We start from the raw sequence: 18,876 nt of genomic DNA, 5'->3' as shown, positions 1-18,876 counted from the left end.
ATCGGCCCCTTGGCCATTTAACCCTAAAGTATGGGGTCAAATGGCAAGGATTCCGGGAACTTTCGGCAAGTGGTCTAGATCAGCCGTTCGGCATGCCACATGACGTGGTCGGGCATGAAACTTTGCACGAAGAAATAGCTGTGATCATAGCCCGGTTGCATGCGGAACTGTCCGGGTTGGCGGCGCGCCATCATCGAATGGGCAAGCGCCTCGGGCTTGAGAAGATCCAGGAACTGGTCGCTGCTGCCCTGATCTATAAGCACCTCGCCGGGATAGCCCCGTTCCGACATCAGCAGCGTCGAATCGTGGTTGCGCCAAGCCGCCTTGTCGTCGCCGAGATACGCCGAAAGCTGCTTGCGCCCCCAGTCGGATTCCGTCGGATTCGCGATGGGCGCGAAGGCCGAGACCGAACGATAGCGGTCGGGATGTGTCATCGCGATGGTCAGCGCGCCGTGCCCGCCCATCGAATGCCCGGTGATCCCCATGGCGTCGCGGTCGACCGCGAAATTGTCACCGACCAGTTCGGGCAGTTCGTGGACGACGTAATGCCACATCTGGAAATGCGGCTTCCACGGATCCTGCGTGGCGTTGACATAGAATCCCGCGCCCTTGCCCAGATCATAGGCGTCGTCGTCGGCCACGTCTTCGCCGCGCGGCGAGGTGTCGGGGAAACAGATGGCAATGCCGGCCTCGTCGCACCATTGCTGGGCGGCGGCCTTAGTCATCGCATTCTCATGGGTGCAGGTCAGGCCGGACAGATACCACAGCACGGGCACGCGCCCGTACTGGGCGGCCTCGGGCAGGAAAAGCCCGAAGGTCATGTCGGTCCCCGTGGCCTGCGAGCGATGCTTGTAAACGCCCTGCGTGCCTCCAAAGCTGCGGTTTTCGGATACGGTCTCAAGGCTCATGGCTCTCTCCTGTCAGAACGTGGAACATGACCAGCGCATCTACCGGCCCATGTCGCGGATGAAGAAACGCGCCGGGCAGCCGACCGACAACCTCGAAACCGACCTTCTGCCACAAATGGACGGCATCGGCGTTGGTCGAAACGACAAAGTTGAACTGCATCGCCCGGAACCCCATGCCCGTCGCCCAGGTCTTGGCGTGTCGAACCAAGGCAAGGGCGACGCCCCTGCCCCGCGCCGCCGGATCGGTCGCAAACGAGGCGTTGGCGACATGCGATCCGCCGCCCGGCCGATTGGCGCCGGCATGGCTGGTGCCCACGACACGACCCTGGATCTCGGCCACGAAGACGGTGAAGGGCTGCGCGAACCAGTCTGCCAGCGCCTCGTCACGGGTGATGTCGCGCGGGATGCAGTAGGTTTCGCCCGCGCGATAGACTGGCCGAAGGATCGCCCAGATCGCATCGTGATCTGCCGGGCCGGCGGGGCGGATCTTCACCCCGCCGTCACTCATTTCAGTTCATCCACGCTACGGATGACGCGTCCCAGAAGGCCATAATCCAGCGCCTCTTGGGTGTTCAGCCAGAAGTCGCGATGGGTGTCCTTCTCGATCCGCTCAATCGGCTGACCCGTCGCGTCGGCGAAGATGTGGTTCAGGCGGTCGCGCATCAACCGGACCTGTTCGGCCTGAATCATCATGTCGGACGAGGTGCCGCCGATCCCGCCCGAGGGCTGGTGGATCAGGAAGCGGGTGTTGGGCAGGCAGTATCGGTTTTCCCTGTCCGCACCGACGAAGATCAGCGCGCCAGCAGAGGCGACCCAGCCCGACCCGATCGTGCGCACCGTCGGGCGGATGAACTTGATCACGTCATGGATCATGTCACCGGATTCGACATGCCCGCCCGGCGACGAGATCAGCATGTTGATCGGCGCGTCGCTGTCTTCGGCCAGGGCAAGAAGATGTGCGACGGTCCGCTGTGCCAGCTTGTCGTTGATGGGACCGGCAACGATCACCGTCCGCGACTTGAAATACAGCTTTCCGATCCGGTCGCCCTCGGGAAGGCCCAGACCGCCATCCTTGTCGCCCTTCTGCGGGTGGTCGTCGTCATCATCGTCATCATCGTCGTCCAGCCACTGATGGCGCATCTGCCTGCTCCTTGTTGTTCTCATGGCGACGGCGGGACCAGTGGCCCCGCCGTATCTTTACCTAAGCAGCGATGAAGGATCAGTAAAGCACGACCGAGCGGATCGATTCACCGTGATGCATCAGGTCGAAGCCCTTGTTGATGTCGTCCAGCGGCATCGTGTGGGTGATCATCGGGTCGATCTCGATCTTGCCGTCCATGTACCAGTCCACGATCTTCGGCACGTCGGTCCGGCCGCGCGCGCCACCAAACGCGGTGCCCTTCCAGACCCGCCCGGTGACCAGCTGGAACGGACGGGTGCTGATTTCGGCCCCGGCCGCCGCCACGCCGATGATGATCGACTGACCCCAGCCGCGATGCGTGCATTCCAGCGCGTCACGCATCACCTTGGTGCTGCCCGTGGCATCAAAGCTGTAATCCGCCCCGCCGATCTGGTCGAACGGGGTCTTCGTCATGTTGACGATTTCCTGCACGACCGAGCCGTCGATTTCCTTCGGATTGATGAAATGGGTCATCCCGAAACGTTCGGCCATGGCCTTCTTTTCGTTGTTCAGATCGACGCCGATGATCATGTCGGCACCGGCCAAGCGCAGACCCTGAATGACGTTCAGGCCGATCCCGCCCAGACCGAACACGACGGCCTTGGCGCCGATTTCCACCTTCGCGGTGTTGATGACCGCACCGATGCCGGTGGTCACGCCGCAGCCTATATAGCAGATCTTGTCGAACGGCGCGTCTTCGCGGACCTTGGCGACGGCGATCTCTGGCAGCACGGTAAAGTTCGAGAAGGTCGAACAGCCCATGTAATGGTGGATCGGCGTGCCGTCATCCAGGCTGAAGCGGCTGGTCCCATCGGGCATCAGGCCCTGACCTTGCGTGGCGCGGATGGCGGTGCAGAGATTGGTCTTGCCCGACAGGCAGGACGCGCATTGGCGGCATTCGGGGGTGTAGAGCGGAATGACGTGATCGCCCGGCTTGACCGATGTGACCCCGGGTCCGACCTCGACCACGACGCCCGCGCCTTCATGGCCCAAGATCGACGGGAACAGGCCCTCGGGGTCCGCGCCCGAGCGGGTGAATTCGTCTGTGTGACAGATGCCGGTCGCCTTGATCTCGACCATCACCTCGCCTTCTTTCGGCCCGTCGAGATTGACCTCCATCACTTCCAGCGGTTTGCCGGCCTCGAAGGCTACGGCGGCACGGGTTTTCATCGTTACTCTCCTATCGTTCCGATCGGGCTTGCTGTCATGGCCGAGGGGGCCGGTTTCCGCGGCCCCCTGGGGATTTCTGTGAATTCCGTCCCTGTCCGCGTCAAGCGGGCAAGGCACCGGACCGCTTGGCGATGTGAGTCGCGATCGCATCCATCAACGGTGGCGACAAGGCATCATAAGGTTCAAGCCCCAGTTCGCGCAGACGCGACCTGATGCCATCCATCCGCGACGGATCGACGCCGGATTCGATGGTCGAGCTTACGAACGCTGCGAATTCCGGCGCCGACCAGCCGTTTTCGTCGGACAGTTCGGTGTGGACGAAATCCAGCCCGTAGAACGGATGATCCTTGTTTTCGATCCGGCCATACATGTGAACACCGCATTCCTTGCAGCGGTGGCGCTGAATCGGTGCATCGGCGTTGACGATTTCCAGCTTGTCGCCGTTCTCCAGCACCTCGATCGCGTCGCGCGATACCACGGCGACCTGACTGAAGACCGCGCCGTCCGGCTTCCAACACTTCGTGCAGCCGCAGACGTGGTTATGGGCGGTCTGCCCGCCGACGCGGACCTTTACAGGGTTCGTGGCGCAGTGACACGTCAGCACCCCGCCCGCAAAAGACGGATCGCCCGGCTTGATGCCGTGATCCACGGCGGGGTGAATCTTCACCCCATCTGTGTTGGCCATGGTCCCCTCCTCCGATTGACCGAAAGTCCTTCCAAGGGTCGCGCGGACGGGAACGATCGGCAAGTCGGAGGAAGGTTGTAGCACCGGGGCGCAACGCACCCCGTAGACCCGATCAGCTGGCCGGGGTAGAACTGACGCCGACCTTGGCGGGCCGCAGCAGACGGTCATGCAGTGCGAAGCCGTCTTCCATGACCTGAATGATCTCGCCAGCGGTGGTTCCGGGCAGCGCAGCCTCGAACATGGCTTCGTGCCAGGTCGGATCGAACCGATCGCCGGTCTTGGGGGTGATCACGGTGATACCGTGCTTTGCGAAAACGTTGGACAATTCCCGCAAGGTCAGCTCGACACCTTCGATCAATGCCGAGGCTGCGGCACGCTGTTCATCGCTCGCAGCATCAAGCGCGCGCGTCAGCGCGTCATGCACCGGCAAAAGGTCGCGGGCGAGTCGCGACCCGCCATATTGTTCTGCGTCCCGGCGTTCCCGGTCGGCACGCTTGCGCGAGTTCTCTGCATCCGCCAGCGCGCGCATCCACTTGTCGCGGAACTCGTCGCGTTCGGCCGTCAGGCGCGTGATATCGTGGGACGGATCGGCCAACGGATCGTCCATGATGTCGTCGTTTGGCTGTTCGTTCTGCTCGGTCATCCTCAAACTCATCCTTTCCGGCCGGACAAGACACGTCCCACCAGCTGCGCCGTGTAATCCACGATCGGAACAATACGGCCATAGTTCAGCCGCGTCGGCCCGATGACGCCCACCGCGCCTACAATCTTCCGGTCGGCATTCATATAGGGAGAAACCACCAAAGCGGAACCCGAAAGCGAAAAAAGCTTGTTCTCGGAGCCGATGAAAATGCGCACCCCGTCGCCGCTTTCGGTCAGTTCCAGAAATTCGACGATGTCGCGCTTGCGTTCAAGATCGTCGAACAGCACCCGGATGCGGTCCAGATCGGCGGCTTCACGGTCCAGAAGATTCGCACGCCCGCGGACGATCAGCCGCGGGTCGGTATTTTCACCGTCCCACAGCGCCAGCCCGGATTGCACCAGTTCGGCCGCCAGAACATCCAGTTCGCGCCGCCTGGCCGCGATCTGCTGGCCCAGATGGGTTCGCAGCTCAGCCAGAGTCCGCCCTTCGGCCATCGCGTTCAGGAAGTTCCCAGCCTCGCGCATCGAAGACGGAGTCTGGCCTGGCGGCGGCGTGAAAATGCGGTTCTCGACATGGCCATCGGCGAAGACCAGCACCACAAGCGCGCGATCGGTCGCCAGGCTGACGAACTCGATATGACGGATGGGCGCCTCGTGTTTCGGCATCAGGACCAGCGACGCCCCCCGCGTGATCGAACTCAGCGCCGTGCTGACCCGGTCCAGCAACAGGCCGGTATCGGGGTCGTCGTTGCCCAGAGTCTGATCGATCGCGGCCCGGTCCGTGGGCGCGACGGCATCAACCTCCATCATGCCGTCCACGAACAGCCGCAACCCAAGCTGCGACGGCAGGCGTCCGGCAGAGATATGCGGACTGTCAAGCAGGCCCATGAATTCAAGATCCTGCATGACATTGCGGATTGTCGCAGCGCTGACCTTTTCGGACAGCGCGCGCGTCAACGTGCGCGACCCCACCGGCTCGCCGGTTTCCAGATAAGTCTCGACCACCCGGCGAAACACCTCGCGGGAGCGGTCGTTCAGTTCTGAGAGTACCGATTCCTGAGTCATATCCCTCGCGGGCTTGCGTGACGGGGGCGCGGCCCTGTATTGGGCAGCGAAACCTCACCGAAAGGAAGACACATGCGCCCCTCTGGCCGGAATCTAAGCCAAATGCGTCCGATTTCAATCGAAACCGGGGTGATGCGCCATGCAGAAGGGTCTTGCCTGATCCGCTGCGGCGAAACGCATGTGCTGTGCACAGCCAGCATCGAAGACAATCCGCCGCGTTTCCTGAAGGGAACCGGCCTGGGTTGGGTGACGGCGGAATACGGCATGCTGCCCCGCGCCACCAACACCCGCAACCGGCGCGAGGCGGCCCAGGGCAAGCAATCGGGCCGCACTCAGGAAATTCAGCGGCTGATCGGCCGCAGCCTGCGTGCCGGTATCGACCGCGTGGCCTTGGGTGAACGTCAGATCACCATCGACTGCGATGTGATCCAGGCCGACGGCGGAACCCGCTGCGCCTCGATCACCGGCGGATGGGTGGCGCTGCGCTTGGCGGTGAACAAGCTGATGAAGGCGGGCGCCGTCACCAGCGATCCGATCATCGACCACGTCGCGGCGGTCAGCTGCGGTATCTATGCCGGACAACCGGTCGTTGATCTGGACTATGCCGAGGACAGCGAGGCCGGCACAGACGGCAATTTCGTGATGACCGGCAAGGGAAAGCTGATCGAGGTGCAGATGTCGGCCGAGGGGGCAACTTTCAGCCGCGACGAGATGGGCCGCCTGCTGGATCTGGCCGAAGCCGGGGTGGCCGAACTGGTTGCGGCGCAAAAGGCCGCGCTGGAATGAGAAAGTTCACGGAAACGCGTCTTCTGGTCGCGACCCACAATGCCGGCAAGCTGGCGGAAATGCGTGCCCTTCTGGCCCCCTTTGGCGTCGAGGTGACGGGTGCCGCCGAAGCAGGTCTGAGCGAGCCTGTCGAGACCGAGGACAACTTCATCGGTAATGCACGCATCAAGGCGCGCGCGGCCGTCGAGGCGACCGGCCTGCCTGCCCTGGCCGACGACAGCGGGATCTGCGTGGATGCGCTGGACGGCGCGCCGGGGGTCTATACCGCCGATTGGGCCGAGACGGCCAATGGTCGCGATTTTGGGATGGCGATGGCCCGGACGTGGGAAAAGCTGGAGGTCGCGGGCGCGCCCGAGCCGCGCTGCGCCCAGTTCCGCTGCACCTTGGTGCTGATGTGGCCGGACGGCCATGACGAGGTCTTCGAGGGTATTTTGCCAGGCCGCGTCGTATGGCCGCCACGTGGTGCGGAAGGGCATGGCTATGATCCGATCTTCATGCCGGACGGGCACCGGCAGACGCTTGGCGAGATGACAGCTGAGGCAAAGAACCGCCTGAGCCACCGCGCACTGGCCGTCGCGAAGATGATCGAGGGTTGCTTTGCATAGAATTTCGACAGGATCGCCGTTCGAGGCCGCGATGGGATACAGCCGCGCCGTCGTGAAGGGAAACTGGTGCTTTGTCTCGGGTGTCACCGGCTATGATTATGGCACGATGACGATGCCGGACAGCGTCTTGTTGCAGGCGCAGAACTGCTTTGCGACCATATTCGCCGTGTTGTCCGAGGCCGGATTTTCGCCGGACGACATTGTCAGGGTGCAATACACGGTCACCGACGCGGCGTTTGTCGACCAGATTGCCCCTGCACTGCGTGAGGCAATGGGCGATATCAGGCCCGCGGCGACGATGGTGGTCGCCGGATTGATCCGTCCTGAAATGAAGGTCGAGATCGAAGTAACGGCCTTGCGCGAATGACCGATGCAGCGCAGTCGGACTGGCGTGCGGGCGGGTTCGGCCTGTATGTCCACTGGCCGTTCTGCGCGGCAAAATGCCCCTATTGCGATTTCAACAGCCATGTCGTCGATCGGGTCGATCAGCGTCGTTGGGCGGATGCGCTGTCATCCGAGATCGCGCGGCTTGGCGCGGAGCTGCCCGGAAGGAATCTGGGCAGCATCTTCTTTGGCGGCGGAACGCCGTCGCTGATGGCGCCCGAGACGGTCGATAGCATTCTGCGCGCCGCCCGCACGGCCTGGGGCTTTGTCAATGATATCGAGATCACGCTTGAGGCCAATCCGACCAGCGTCGAGAAGAGCAGGTTCCGTGGCTATGCCGAGGCGGGCGTGAACAGGCTTTCGATGGGGGTTCAGGCGCTGAATGATCCCGATCTGCGCCGCTTGGGTCGCATGCATTCGGTCGCCGAAGCGCGCGCCGCGTTCGAGGTGGCGCGCAGCTGCTTTGATCGGGTCAGCTTCGATCTGATCTATGCGCGGCAAGGCCAGGATCGGGCCGCTTGGCGGGCTGAGCTGAGCGAAGCGCTGAGCATGGCGATGGATCACCTGTCCTTGTACCAGCTGACGATCGAGCCCGGCACGGCATTTGGCGCGCGCGCTGCAGCCGGCAAGCTGCGCGATCTGCCAACAGATGATTTGTCGGCGGACATGTATCTGGATACGCAGGAAACTTGCGCCGCTGCCGGAATGGCGGGGTATGAGATATCGAACCACGCCGTGCCGGGCGCAGAGAGCCGCCACAATCTGGTCTATTGGCGGCAAGGGGATTGGGCTGCGGTCGGCCCTGGTGCCCATGGGCGGATGACACTGGCAGAGGGCCGGGCCGCGACCGAGGCGCATTCCGCACCCGGCGCATGGCTGGACGCGGTAGAGCGAAACGGAACGGGTGAATCCCTTCGCGCGTTCATCCCGGCTGATGAGCAGGCAATGGAATATCTTCTGATGTCGATGCGGCTTTCCGAAGGGCTGGACGAAGCCCGCTATGCGCGAATGGCTGGTGCGCCATTGAACGCGGATGTGGTTTCCGGGCTGGAAGACCTGGCCATGGTCCGTCGGCAATCCGGGCGCTTGATGGCGACCGATCAAGGTCGCCCGGTGCTGAACGCGATCCTACGCGAACTGGCCGCCTGACAATGAAGCGGCAGATCTGGTTCGCGGTCGGCGCGCTTTTTCTGGCACTGGGGGCGATCGGTGTCGCGCTGCCGGTCATGCCCACGGTGCCGTTTCTTCTGGTCGCGGCCTGGGCATTTGCCCGCAGCTCTCCCAGGTTGCGGCAAAAGATTCTGGATAACCCGACCTATGGCCCCTCGGTCCGTGCATGGCAGGAACGTGGCGCGATAAGCCGCATCGCGAAGATCTGGGCGGTGTCGGCGATGGCCGCGGGAATTGGACTAAGTATCTGGCTGGGTCTGCCGGTCTGGGTGATCGGCCTGCAGGCCGGGACCTGTGCGGCAGTGGGCGCATTCGTCGCAAGCCGACCCGAGCAGTAGCTACCGTATGTAGTGTTCTTGAAGCTAATACCCACTACATAAAGTCAATTTCCGCCAAGAACCTGGCAAAGCCGATCCAGCTGATCAAGATCGCGGTAGGTGATCGTCAAGGTGCCGCCATCGACACCGGCATGATTGATCGACACACCCATCTTGAGATGCGCGGACAAATCAGACTCTAGGGCGCGCGTATCCGCGTCCTTTTCGGTCCGAGCCCTGGCTGCCTTGCGGGGCGCGGCTTCAGCCTGAGATTGCTTGCGGACAAGATCTTCGGTCTCGCGGACCGATAGTCCCTTTTCGATCACCTTTCGCGCAAGTTGCCCCGCATTTGGCGCCGTGATCAGCGCCCGTGCATGACCAGCAGAGATCTTCCCATCCTTTACCAGATCCTGAACCTGATCTGGCAAATTCAGCAAACGCAACAGATTGGCGATATGGCTGCGGCTTTTGTTCAGCGCCTCGGCAAGCCTTTCCTGGGTATGCCCGAACCGATCCATCAACTGGCGAAACGATGCCGCCTCTTCGATCGCGTTCAGGTCAGCACGCTGGATATTCTCGATGATCGCGACTTCCAGGACCTCGGTATCGGACATCTCGCGGACGATGACGGGCAATTCATGCAGTTGCGCCATCTGGGCTGCGCGCCAGCGACGCTCGCCCGCCACGATCTGAAAGATGCCGCTATCGGACGGATGCGGCCTGACGATCAGCGGCTGAAGAACGCCGCGGTTGCGAAGCGAGTCCGCAAGTTCCTGCAGCGCCTCGGGATCAAACTTTCTACGCGGCTGGTCGGGATTGGCGGTCAGCTGCTCTATCGGGACGAATGTCTGATCGCGCGGCGTCGCCTGCGGCGTATGCTCGGACAGATCCATGTCGGCCATCAATGCGGAAAGCCCGCGCCCCAACCCGCGCTTTGCGGTCTTGCTGTCGGACATGTTCAAGCCTCCTCGGGAACCAGTTTCAGACGGGCGGCAAACTCGGCGGCGAATGCGCGATAGGCCGCGCTGCCTTTTGAGCTGGGATCATAGATCAGGACGGGCTGAGCGTGCGAAGGCGCCTCGGACACGCGGACATTCCGTGGAATCACTGTCGGATAGACCAGATCCGCAAGCGTCGCCCGCGCGTCGGCCTCTACCTGCTGAGAGAGATTGTTTCGATAATCCGACATGGTCAGCAGCACGCCATTGATCCGCAGTTCCGGATTTGCCGTCCGCCGGACCTGTTTGACTGTGGTCAACAGCTGCGACAGGCCTTCCAACGCATAGAATTCGGCCTGAAGCGGAACCAGCACGCTATCCGCCGCGACCATCGCATTGACGGTCAGCAGACCCAGCGCCGGCGGGCAGTCGATCAGCACGATGCTGCCCTGCGGCAGCGATTCCAGCTTGCGGCGCAGCAGCCGCGTCCGATCGGCGGTCTGCGACAGATCTACATCGGCAGAGGACAAATCTGACGTGGCCGGAACGATGCGAAGGTTCGGGATCTGGGTCGGAATCGCACAATCCTGAAGAGTCTCGGGACCGGCAAGAAGATCATAGATGGTTCGCTCTCGCTGCTCCGGCAGGATGCCAAGGCCCGTCGATGCGTTTCCCTGCGGGTCCAGATCAATCAGCACGGTCTCGTATCCGGCGTCGGCCAGGGCGGCGCCAAGGTTGATCGCGGTAGTCGTCTTTCCGACACCGCCCTTCTGGTTGGCAATGGCCACGATATTGTGGTCAGACATGCGAGACCTCGCTTATCTTGAGAATTGCCGCGCCCGAATGGGTGAGGCTTGGATAGGCTGTACATGTAAACCGCCAGTCAGCTTGCGCGTCACGCACTTCGCTTTGCCATCGCTCGCCCTTCATCAGCCACGCCTGCCCGTTATCTGCCATGTGCCTTGAAAGATATGGCATAAGCAGGGGAAGAGGAGCAAGCGCCCTGGCCGACACATAGGCGGCATTCAGCGGAGCGACATCTTCAATTCGCCGCGTGATGACCGACGCATTCGCTAGACCGAGCTGCCGGATTGCTGTTCGCAGAAACACGGCTTTCCTCTGATCGCTCTCGACAAAGCGAAACTCGGTTTCACTCCTTTGAAAGGCGATGGCCAGCACCAGCCCCGGCAACCCGCCCCCGCTGCCAAGATCCGCCCAGATACCGTCTGCGGGCCTCACGTGCTGGCAAATCTGAAGGCAATCTTCTATGTGGCGGCTTCGCAGATTTCCGATCGTTCCGGGCGCGACAAGGTTGATCCTGCTGTTCCAATGGGACAACAGCGACGCATATTCGTCCAAGCGCTCTTGTGTTTCACGTGAAACAATCATCTCGCCACGGAGTTTCGACGAACGCCGCGGGCGACAGCCACAAGAAGCGTCAGCGCCGCAGGTGTTACCCCTTCGATCCGCGCGGCTGCGGCGAGCGTCGCGGGACGTGCGTCAGTCAGTTTCTGTCGCAACTCTGCAGACAGCCCGGATATGGCGGCGTAGTCGAGATCGAGGGGAAGTTCGACCGCCTCGTCCGCACGCAGCGCTTCGGCATCCCGTGCCTGCCGATCCGTGTACTGGTGATAAAGAGCGTCGTTCTGAAGCTGTCGAAGCGTCTGAGACTCGCAGCCGCCAAGCTCAGGCGTCAACGCCAGAACCTGATCGGCATCAACGTCGGACAACCCCAACAGCGTGAAGGCAGATCGCGGCTGCCCATCCAGACGCACCTTGAACCCGGCGCGTTGAAGTTCGGTCGGCGTAAACTGGCGCGACTCCGCAGCCATTCTTGCCGTGTGGTACTTTCGTTGGCGATCCTCGAAAGCTTCGCGGCGATTCTGGCTGACACAACCCAGAGAAATGCCGAACGGAGTCAGCCTCTGATCGGCATTGTCGGCGCGCAAGGTCAGCCGAAATTCAGCGCGTGACGTGAACATCCGGTATGGTTCGGTCACGCCGCGGGTCGTCAGGTCGTCGATCATCACCCCGATATAGCTGTCGGTTCGGCTGAAAGTCGCTGGCGCCCGGCCCTGCGTCGTCAGCGCTGCGTTCAGACCTGCGACCAGTCCCTGGGCTCCGGCCTCTTCATACCCGGTGGTGCCGTTGATCTGTCCCGCGAGAAAAAGTCCGCGAACGGACTTCAGCCGAAGCGTGCTGTCCAGCGCACGGGGGTCCACATAGTCATATTCGACAGCGTATCCTGGCTGCAGGATGTCGGCCTGCTCCAAGCCGGGAATGGTGCGAACGTACTGTTCTTGCACCTCGGCCGGAAGCGATGTCGAGATCCCGTTCGGATACACCGTTGAGTCGCCCAACCCCTCGGGTTCAAGAAAGATCTGATGTGACTGTTTCTCCGCGAAGCGCACCACCTTATCTTCGATCGAGGGACAGTATCTTGGGCCACGCCCCGAGATCTGTCCGCCGTACATCGCGGATTTTTCCAAGTTCTGGCGGATAATATTATGTGTTCTCGCATTGGTATGTGTGATGCCGCAACTGATCTGCGGATTTTCTGGCGCATCGTTGAGATACGAGAACATGGTCGGTTGATCGTCGCCAGGCTGCATTTCCAATCGCGACCAGTCAATTGTTCGTCCGTCCAGTCGCGGCGGCGTCCCGGTCTTCAACCGACCCAGCGGAAGGTCAAACCGGCGAAGTGAATCTGCAAGGCTGTTAGACGACGCATCATCCCCCCAGCGACCGGCCTTGCGGCTGGTATTGCCGATATGAATGACGCCCCCCAGAAATGTCCCCGACGTCAGGACAATCGCTTTTGCCCCATAATGCGTGCCGTCTGACATTCGGATGCCGACAACGGCACCCTCCTGAGTGTCCAATTCAGCGACCTTACCAAAAAGCAACGTCAAGCCCGGCACGGCAGAAAGGCTACGATACGCGACGTTCCGATACAGCGCACGATCCATTTGCGCCCTAGGCCCTTGAACCGCTGGACCCTTGCGGCGATTCAGCAGCCGGAACTGAATTCCCGCCGCATCAGCAAATCGCCCCATAAGGCCATCAAGCGCGTCAATCTCACGTACCAGATGCCCTTTGCCCAACCCACCGATCGCTGGATTGCAGGAAAGCGCACCGATATCCTCGGGCCGCATCGTGATCAGCGCGGTGTCAGCGCCCAAACGGGCCGAAGCAGATGCAGCCTCACTGCCCGCGTGCCCTGCCCCAATAACGATGACATCGAAATGTTTCACGTGAAACACCTTTCACTTGCCGATGCAAAAGGATGAGAAGATAACGTCCAGATACTCTTCCGCACCGATTCTGCCAAGCATCCTGTCAAGGCGCGATGCCGCATGGCGAATTCGCTCTGCGATCAGTTCTGGCGGCAGGTCGTCCAGACCCACCAGTTCGGTTCGCGCTTCGGCCAAAGCCTTCGCCTGCCTTTCGTGACTGACAATACCTGCACCGACCACACGTTTGCGAAGCTCATCAAAGATGTCCTGAAGTAACCGGTCGATGCCCATACCGGTTTTCGCCGAAATCGCGTCGGTTCGCGCGTCGTTCAAGATGTCGGACTTTCCACGGCGCAGCAAATCCCCTGATTGCCACAGCATCGTGTCCTTTGATCCGTCGTCGGACAGATGGACCCGAAGATCCGCGAGAGCCGCGCGTTCGCGCGCCTTCTCGACGCCCAGCACTTCGACATGGTCATTCGACTCGCGCAGCCCTGCGGTATCAAGCAGCGTGACCGCAAGTCCGTTCAGATCAATCCGCAACTCGATCACGTCGCGCGTCGTCCCGGCGATATCAGAAACCAGGGCAACATCGCGGCTTGCAATCCGATTCAGCAGGCTGGATTTGCCCGCATTTGGCGGGCCAATGATCGCAACTTCGAATCCGGTCCTGACGCGCTCGGCCGCCGGAAATCCGTCAATCTCAACGGAAAGTTCGTCCCGCAGTCGCGCGAGAAGTGCAAAAACCTCTTCCGGAACATCATCTGGAACGTCTTCGTCGGCAAAATCCACGCTGGACTCGACAAGCGCGCCGGCGCGAATCAATAAGCCTCGCCAGGCTTCGGCCTTTCGGCCCAACTCTCCTCCAGCGGTTTTCGCGGCCAGTTTCCTCTGCTCTTCTGTTTCCGCCTGAAGAAGATCACCAAGCCCCTCGACTTCCGCCAGATCCATACAGCCGTTAAGAAGTGCCCGGCGCGTAAATTCGCCGGCCTCTGCCTGCCTCGCGTTGAACTTCGACAGCGCTGACACTACGCGCCGACATATGACCGGAGCGCCATGCAGATGCAGTTCGACCGTTTCCTCGCCCGTAAAGCTCGCGCCGGCTTCGAACCAGATCACCAGGCCCTGGTCCAGAGCCTCTCCCTCATGGGTTAGCTGCCTAAGATAAGCATGTCTGGCCAAGGGCAGTTCGCCGGCCAGAGCCTCCGCCAGCGACCTGGCTCCATCGCCGCTTAAACGAATGACCGAAACGCCCCCCCGCCCGGGCGGAGTGGCTTCGGCGAAAATCAGATCCATCCCGGCCTCGTCAGGCGTTCATCGAATCGAAGAATTCGGAGTTAGTCTTGGTCTGTTTCAACTTCGAGATCAGGAACTCGATCGCATCGGTGGTTCCCATCGGGTTCAGAATCCGCCGCAACAGATAGGTTTTCTGCAGATCTCTCGAATCGACCAGAAGCTCCTCCTTGCGCGTCCCGGACTTCAGAATATCCATCGCGGGGAAGACGCGTTTGTCAGCAACCTTGCGGTCCAGGACGATCTCGCTGTTGCCGGTTCCCTTGAACTCTTCGAAGATCACTTCATCCATGCGCGAACCCGTGTCGATCAGCGCCGTGGCGATGATCGTCAGGCTACCACCTTCCTCGATATTACGCGCGGCACCGAAGAATCGCTTCGGGCGCTGCAGGGCATTCGCATCAACACCACCGGTCAGAACCTTACCGGAACTCGGCACGACGGTGTTGAATGCCCTACCAAGTCTTGTGATAGAGTCCAGAAGAATCACAACATCTCGTTTATGTTCGACCAGACGTTTGGCCTTCTCGATCACCATCTCGCTGACTGCGACGTGCCGGCTCGCAGGTTCGTCAAAGGTCGAAGATATCACCTCGCCCTTCACGCTGCGCTGCATGTCGGTCACCTCTTCCGGGCGCTCGTCGATCAACAGGACGATCAGATAGCACTCGGGGTGGTTCTTCTCGATCGAGTTGGCGATATTCTGCAGCAGAACGGTCTTACCGGTACGCGGCGGCGCCACGATCAGCGAACGCTGTCCCTTGCCGATCGGTGCGACAAGATCGATGATCCGCGCCGACCGATCCTTGATGGTCGGATCTTCGACCTCCATCTTCAGACGGTCATTCGGGTACAACGGCGTCAGGTTGTCGAACGCGACCTTGTGGCGCGCCTTCTCGGGATCCTCGAAATTGATGCGTTCGACCCGCGTCAGAGCGAAATAGCGCTCATTTTCGCCCGGCGCGCGGATGACACCCTCTACACTGTCACCCGTGCGCAGCGAATGCATGCGAATCATGTCGGGGCTGACATAGATATCATCCGGGCCAGGAAGATAGTTCGCCTCGGTGGACCGCAGGAAGCCGAAACCATCCTGAACGACCTCCAGAACGCCCTCGCCCCCGATGTCCCAGCCTTCCTCAGCATGCTCTTTCAGGATCGAGAACATCATCTCGCCCTTGCGCATGGTCGAGGCGTTCTCGATCTCCCATTCTTCTGCCATCGACAGCAGGTCCGCCGGGCTCTTGGCCTTGAGATCGGACAGATTGAGACGTTCTTCGCTCATGAATGTTCACCAATGCGCCGCAGATCGGTCGGCGTCGAAAATATCGTGACAGGGGATTCCCGATCCGGACGGCCGGGGTTAAGGGTGCAAATAAGCCTCGGAACCACCCGAGTCAATCTTGCCGGTCAGAATTTGACGATCACGGCCAGAACGATGCCGATCATCAGCAGCGTCGGAACCTCGTTCATCATCCGATATCGACGACCCGGCAAGGGCGTTTGATCGATGATGCGGCGACGTTCGGCGGCACACCATCCGTGAAACCATGTCATCGCCAGCACGCAGGCCGCCTTCACCCACGGCCAGACCATCGACCAATCCACGATGCCAGGCGTCAGGACAAGGCACAGCCCACTGATCCAGGTCGCGATCATCGCCGGGCGCATGATCAGGCGCAGCAGTTTGTCTTCCATGATGACAAAGCTGGCGACGGGTTCGGTGCCGGTCGCCGCACGTTCGGCATGATAGACAAATAGTCGCGGAAGATAGAACAGCCCTGCCATCCACGAGATGACGGACATGACATGGAATGCCTTGAGATAAGGATAGGACGCGGCAAGCAGATCGATCATGTGTTCCTCACTTCCTCTTCAATTAAATAAAAAGAAAAGAAATAGGAATGTTGTTGTTGTTAGGGCTGTGGAAGGCTGAATCAAGACGATCTCCACCGCCCCATACACAGCTTGACGGGCTGTGGAAAGATTGTGCAGTTAGCCCGGAAAATCTAAAAATAAGCTTATGAATCAGTTTATTAGCCTGTGTATAAATTTGTGGATTATGATCGCGGCTGCAATGTGTCCACAAAGGCACAAGGGCGAGGCCGGTACTTGTCCACCTGTGGAAAAAGCCATTGCGTTCCGCTTTCGTTCAAAGTGGAAGTGAGGGCCTTGGCGAATGGCGACACATCGGGCACAGCTTTCACACCGGGTTTTCCCGGCATTCATCCACAGGACCCGGTGGCAGCGTTCCGGGACCGCACGGCCGGGGCTTTTTTCTGCCCCGGTCCCGGCCTACTCTGTGCTTCCTGACAGGCCAGAAATGACATCGTCGATGACCGAAAACAGTTCACAGTCCCCGATCCCACACGCGCCGCTTGCCGGCGTCATCGGCATGCCGATCGCGCATTCTCGTTCTCCGCAGCTGCACGGCCACTGGTTGCGGCGGTATGGCATCAACGGTCATTACGTGCCGCTGCCTGTCATGCCGGAACATCTTGCCGAGGTTCTGCGGATCCTGCCTCGGGCGGGCTTTGTCGGGGTGAACGTGACGATCCCCCATAAAGAGGCCGTCTTGGCGCTGGCTGATGCGGTGACCGATCGCGCGGCGCTGATCGGGGCTGCCAATACGCTGATTTTTCGTCCTGACGGCAAGATTCACGCTGACAATACGGACGGATACGGGTTCATCGCGAACCTGCGGCAACACGCGCCGAACTGGCAGCCCGATGCCGGACCCGCCGCCGTGATAGGTGCAGGCGGGGCCGCCCGCGCGGTCGTGGCCGCACTGCTGGACAGCGGCGTGAAGGAGTTGCGGATCACCAACCGGACCCGGCTGCGATCTGAACAGATCAAGTCCGAATTCGGGGCTCGGCTTGTGGTCTATGATTGGGCCCAGGCTGGCAACATGCTGGAGGATGCGGCAACCGTGGTGAACGCGACCTCGCTTGGGATGACCGGCAAGCAACCGTTGCGCGTGCCGCTGGACGCGCTGTCATCGGATGCGCTGGTGACCGATCTGGTCTATACGCCGCTGATGACACCGTTTCTGACCGAGGCCGCGTCCCGCGGCTGCCATGTCGTCGATGGGCTGGGAATGTTGCTGCATCAGGCCGCGCCGGGTTTTGAACGATGGTTCGGCAGGCGGCCCGAGGTCGACGCCGAAACCCGCAGGGTCGTGCTGGAATGACCTATATCCTGGGGCTGACGGGCAGCATCGGTATGGGAAAATCGACAACGGCGCAGATGTTTCGCGACCTCGGCCATCCGGTCTGGGACGCCGATGCTGCCGTGCACCGCTTGTATGCGCCGGGCGGCGCCGCGGTCGAGCGCGTCGCCGCGGCGTTTCCGACAGCGCTGCGCCATGGGGGCATCGACCGTCAGGCGCTGAAATCTGCGCTGTCAGCCGACCCTGATGCGCTGGACCGGTTGGAACGGATCGTGCATCCGCTTGTCGCCGCCGATCGATCCGAATTCGTGCGAAACCATGAACGCCACCCCATCGTCGTCCTGGACATCCCACTTCTGTTTGAACAGGGCGGAACCGCGGGGCTGGATGGCGTGGCCGTCGTCTCGACCGATGCCAAGATCCAGCGCGACCGTGTTCTTGCGCGACGGGACATGGATGAGGCGACATTCAGGATGATCTTGGCGCGGCAACTGCCCGACAAGGACAAACGCGCCCGCGCTGACTGGGTGATACCGACCGACACGCTTGAAAATGCGCGCAAGTCGGTGGCCGCGATCTGCAAGGAGATCATGCATGCGTGAGATTGTCCTGGATACAGAGACGACCGGTTTCGATGCCGACAAGGACGACCGTATCGTCGAGATCGGCGCGCTTGAACTGATCAATCATCTGCCGACCGGGCGGACCTATCATGTTTATATCAATCCCGAACGATCGATGCCGCAAGGCGCGTTCGAGGTGCATGGCTTGGGCGACGATTTTCTGCGCGACAAACCGAAATTCGCCGAGATCGCTCAAGGCTTCATGGATTTCGTCGCCGACGATGCGAAGCTGGTGATCCACAATGCCAGCTTCGACATGAAATTCCTGAACGCCGAACTGCGGCGTGCGGGGTTCCCGACCCTGCCGTTCAGCCGAGCCCTGGATACGCTGGCCCTGGCGCGCGAGAAATTTCCCGGCTCGCCGTCGTCTCTGGACGCTTTGTGCCGGCGCTTTGGTGTCGATAATTCGGGCCGGGAACTTCACGGCGCTCTTCTCGACTCCGAGCTTCTTGCCGAGGTCTATCTTGAACTGATTGGCGGACGACAGCCGGATCTGGTGCTGGACGCGCCGGGCCGATCAGTGGGATCTGGCGAGGGCGATGGTCGCACCGCGGGGTCACGCCGCGCTGCGCGTCCCGCGCCCCTGCCGTCGCGGCTGACCCAGGCCGAAGCCGAGGCACATGTCGAATTCATGGCGAAGCTGGGGGAACACGCGGTCTGGGCCAGATATTCAACCTAGGCGATACGGGACTTGCGCCGCGTTCC

Annotated in this window: 22 protein-coding genes; 8 read left to right on the top strand and 14 right to left on the bottom strand. The window is 61.3% G+C overall.

The window, feature by feature from the left end; translation table 11 throughout:
• Positions 1–74 precede the first annotated feature (74 nt).
• The 7 genes from fghA to hrcA all read right to left on the bottom strand — a co-directional run bounded on the left by fghA (position 75) and on the right by hrcA (position 5,650).
• On the bottom strand, positions 75–908 hold the full coding sequence (gene fghA / locus MU516_RS00430; RefSeq protein ID WP_260275251.1) for an S-formylglutathione hydrolase: 834 nt from the start codon (positions 906–908) through the stop codon (positions 75–77).
• Positions 898–1,416: a GNAT family N-acetyltransferase gene (locus MU516_RS00425; RefSeq protein WP_260275250.1), complete on the bottom strand. Its 519-nt coding sequence runs from the start codon at positions 1,414–1,416 to the stop codon at positions 898–900. The genes fghA and MU516_RS00425 overlap by 11 nt, the downstream gene beginning before the upstream one ends.
• A complete protein-coding gene (locus MU516_RS00420) occupies positions 1,413–2,048 on the bottom strand; it encodes an ATP-dependent Clp protease proteolytic subunit (protein WP_209054876.1) in 636 nt (211 codons plus the stop codon). The genes MU516_RS00425 and MU516_RS00420 overlap by 4 nt, the downstream gene beginning before the upstream one ends.
• A 79-nt stretch (positions 2,049–2,127) precedes the next feature.
• The gene (locus MU516_RS00415) at positions 2,128–3,258 is read right to left on the bottom strand and encodes an S-(hydroxymethyl)glutathione dehydrogenase/class III alcohol dehydrogenase (RefSeq protein ID WP_260275249.1); all 1,131 of its coding nucleotides are present in this window, start codon (positions 3,256–3,258) and stop codon (positions 2,128–2,130) included.
• 100 nt (positions 3,259–3,358) lie between these two features.
• Positions 3,359–3,943, bottom strand: a complete 585-nt coding sequence (gfa, locus tag MU516_RS00410) for an S-(hydroxymethyl)glutathione synthase (protein ID WP_260275248.1) — start codon at positions 3,941–3,943, stop codon at positions 3,359–3,361.
• Positions 3,944–4,055: 112 nt separating this feature from the next.
• On the bottom strand, positions 4,056–4,550 hold the full coding sequence (locus tag MU516_RS00405) for a nucleotide exchange factor GrpE (protein WP_260275714.1): 495 nt from the start codon (positions 4,548–4,550) through the stop codon (positions 4,056–4,058).
• 44 nt (positions 4,551–4,594) lie between these two features.
• A complete protein-coding gene (gene hrcA, locus MU516_RS00400) occupies positions 4,595–5,650 on the bottom strand; it encodes a heat-inducible transcriptional repressor HrcA (RefSeq protein ID WP_260275247.1) in 1,056 nt (351 codons plus the stop codon).
• A 72-nt stretch (positions 5,651–5,722) separates the two neighbouring features.
• On the opposite strand from hrcA, the gene rph reads away from it, so the two are divergent.
• The 5 genes from rph to MU516_RS00375 are packed head-to-tail and all read left to right on the top strand — an operon-like array spanning position 5,723 to position 8,933.
• On the top strand, positions 5,723–6,436 hold the full coding sequence (gene rph / locus MU516_RS00395) for a ribonuclease PH (RefSeq protein ID WP_260275246.1): 714 nt from the start codon (positions 5,723–5,725) through the stop codon (positions 6,434–6,436).
• Positions 6,433–7,041, top strand: a complete 609-nt coding sequence (gene rdgB / locus MU516_RS00390) for an RdgB/HAM1 family non-canonical purine NTP pyrophosphatase (protein ID WP_260275245.1) — start codon at positions 6,433–6,435, stop codon at positions 7,039–7,041. Before rph ends, rdgB begins: the two co-directional genes overlap by 4 nt.
• On the top strand, positions 7,034–7,408 hold the full coding sequence (locus MU516_RS00385; RefSeq protein WP_260275244.1) for a RidA family protein: 375 nt from the start codon (positions 7,034–7,036) through the stop codon (positions 7,406–7,408). The genes rdgB and MU516_RS00385 overlap by 8 nt, the downstream gene beginning before the upstream one ends.
• On the top strand, positions 7,405–8,574 hold the full coding sequence (gene hemW, locus MU516_RS00380; RefSeq protein WP_260275243.1) for a radical SAM family heme chaperone HemW: 1,170 nt from the start codon (positions 7,405–7,407) through the stop codon (positions 8,572–8,574). Before MU516_RS00385 ends, hemW begins: the two co-directional genes overlap by 4 nt.
• Before the next feature lie 2 nt (positions 8,575–8,576).
• The gene (locus MU516_RS00375) at positions 8,577–8,933 is read left to right on the top strand and encodes a YbaN family protein (RefSeq protein WP_260275242.1); all 357 of its coding nucleotides are present in this window, start codon (positions 8,577–8,579) and stop codon (positions 8,931–8,933) included.
• 44 nt (positions 8,934–8,977) lie between these two features.
• Here the strand turns inward: MU516_RS00375 and MU516_RS00370 are convergent, their stop codons facing one another.
• The 7 genes from MU516_RS00370 to MU516_RS00340 form a co-directional block, all read right to left on the bottom strand.
• Positions 8,978–9,868: a ParB/RepB/Spo0J family partition protein gene (locus MU516_RS00370; RefSeq protein ID WP_260275241.1), complete on the bottom strand. Its 891-nt coding sequence runs from the start codon at positions 9,866–9,868 to the stop codon at positions 8,978–8,980.
• Positions 9,869–9,870: 2 nt separating this feature from the next.
• On the bottom strand, positions 9,871–10,656 hold the full coding sequence (locus MU516_RS00365) for a ParA family protein (protein ID WP_260275240.1): 786 nt from the start codon (positions 10,654–10,656) through the stop codon (positions 9,871–9,873).
• A complete protein-coding gene (gene rsmG, locus MU516_RS00360) occupies positions 10,649–11,209 on the bottom strand; it encodes a 16S rRNA (guanine(527)-N(7))-methyltransferase RsmG (RefSeq protein WP_260275239.1) in 561 nt (186 codons plus the stop codon). Before rsmG ends, MU516_RS00365 begins: the two co-directional genes overlap by 8 nt.
• Positions 11,210–11,235: 26 nt before the next feature.
• The gene (mnmG, locus tag MU516_RS00355; RefSeq protein ID WP_260275238.1) at positions 11,236–13,113 is read right to left on the bottom strand and encodes a tRNA uridine-5-carboxymethylaminomethyl(34) synthesis enzyme MnmG; all 1,878 of its coding nucleotides are present in this window, start codon (positions 13,111–13,113) and stop codon (positions 11,236–11,238) included.
• Between the two features lie 3 nt (positions 13,114–13,116).
• A complete protein-coding gene (gene mnmE / locus MU516_RS00350) occupies positions 13,117–14,382 on the bottom strand; it encodes a tRNA uridine-5-carboxymethylaminomethyl(34) synthesis GTPase MnmE (protein ID WP_260275237.1) in 1,266 nt (421 codons plus the stop codon).
• A 10-nt stretch (positions 14,383–14,392) separates the two neighbouring features.
• A complete protein-coding gene (gene rho / locus MU516_RS00345; protein WP_209054861.1) occupies positions 14,393–15,664 on the bottom strand; it encodes a transcription termination factor Rho in 1,272 nt (423 codons plus the stop codon).
• 125 nt (positions 15,665–15,789) lie between these two features.
• Complete coding sequence (locus MU516_RS00340) at positions 15,790–16,236, bottom strand: CopD family protein (protein WP_260275236.1); 447 nt, start codon at positions 16,234–16,236, stop codon at positions 15,790–15,792.
• A 478-nt stretch (positions 16,237–16,714) separates the two neighbouring features.
• Between MU516_RS00340 and MU516_RS00335 the strand changes: the two genes are divergently transcribed.
• The 3 genes from MU516_RS00335 to dnaQ are packed head-to-tail and all read left to right on the top strand — an operon-like array spanning position 16,715 to position 18,850.
• Positions 16,715–17,569 carry a shikimate dehydrogenase gene (locus MU516_RS00335; protein ID WP_260275235.1) on the top strand — a complete coding sequence of 285 codons (855 nt, stop codon included), beginning with the start codon at positions 16,715–16,717 and terminating at the stop codon, positions 17,567–17,569.
• On the top strand, positions 17,566–18,150 hold the full coding sequence (gene coaE, locus MU516_RS00330) for a dephospho-CoA kinase (protein WP_260275234.1): 585 nt from the start codon (positions 17,566–17,568) through the stop codon (positions 18,148–18,150). The genes MU516_RS00335 and coaE overlap by 4 nt, the downstream gene beginning before the upstream one ends.
• Positions 18,143–18,850 (top strand): DNA polymerase III subunit epsilon, encoded by a 708-nt coding sequence (gene dnaQ / locus MU516_RS00325; RefSeq protein ID WP_260275233.1) that lies wholly within the window; start codon positions 18,143–18,145, stop codon positions 18,848–18,850. Before coaE ends, dnaQ begins: the two co-directional genes overlap by 8 nt.
• The last annotated feature ends 26 nt before the right edge of the window (positions 18,851–18,876 follow it).

Source organism: Paracoccus maritimus, from assembly GCF_025195095.1.
Classification (GTDB): Bacteria; Pseudomonadota; Alphaproteobacteria; order Rhodobacterales; family Rhodobacteraceae; genus Paracoccus; species Paracoccus maritimus.
The sequence above is the reverse complement of the archived record's forward strand: the minus strand, read 5'-3'. Positions and strand labels throughout refer to the sequence as shown.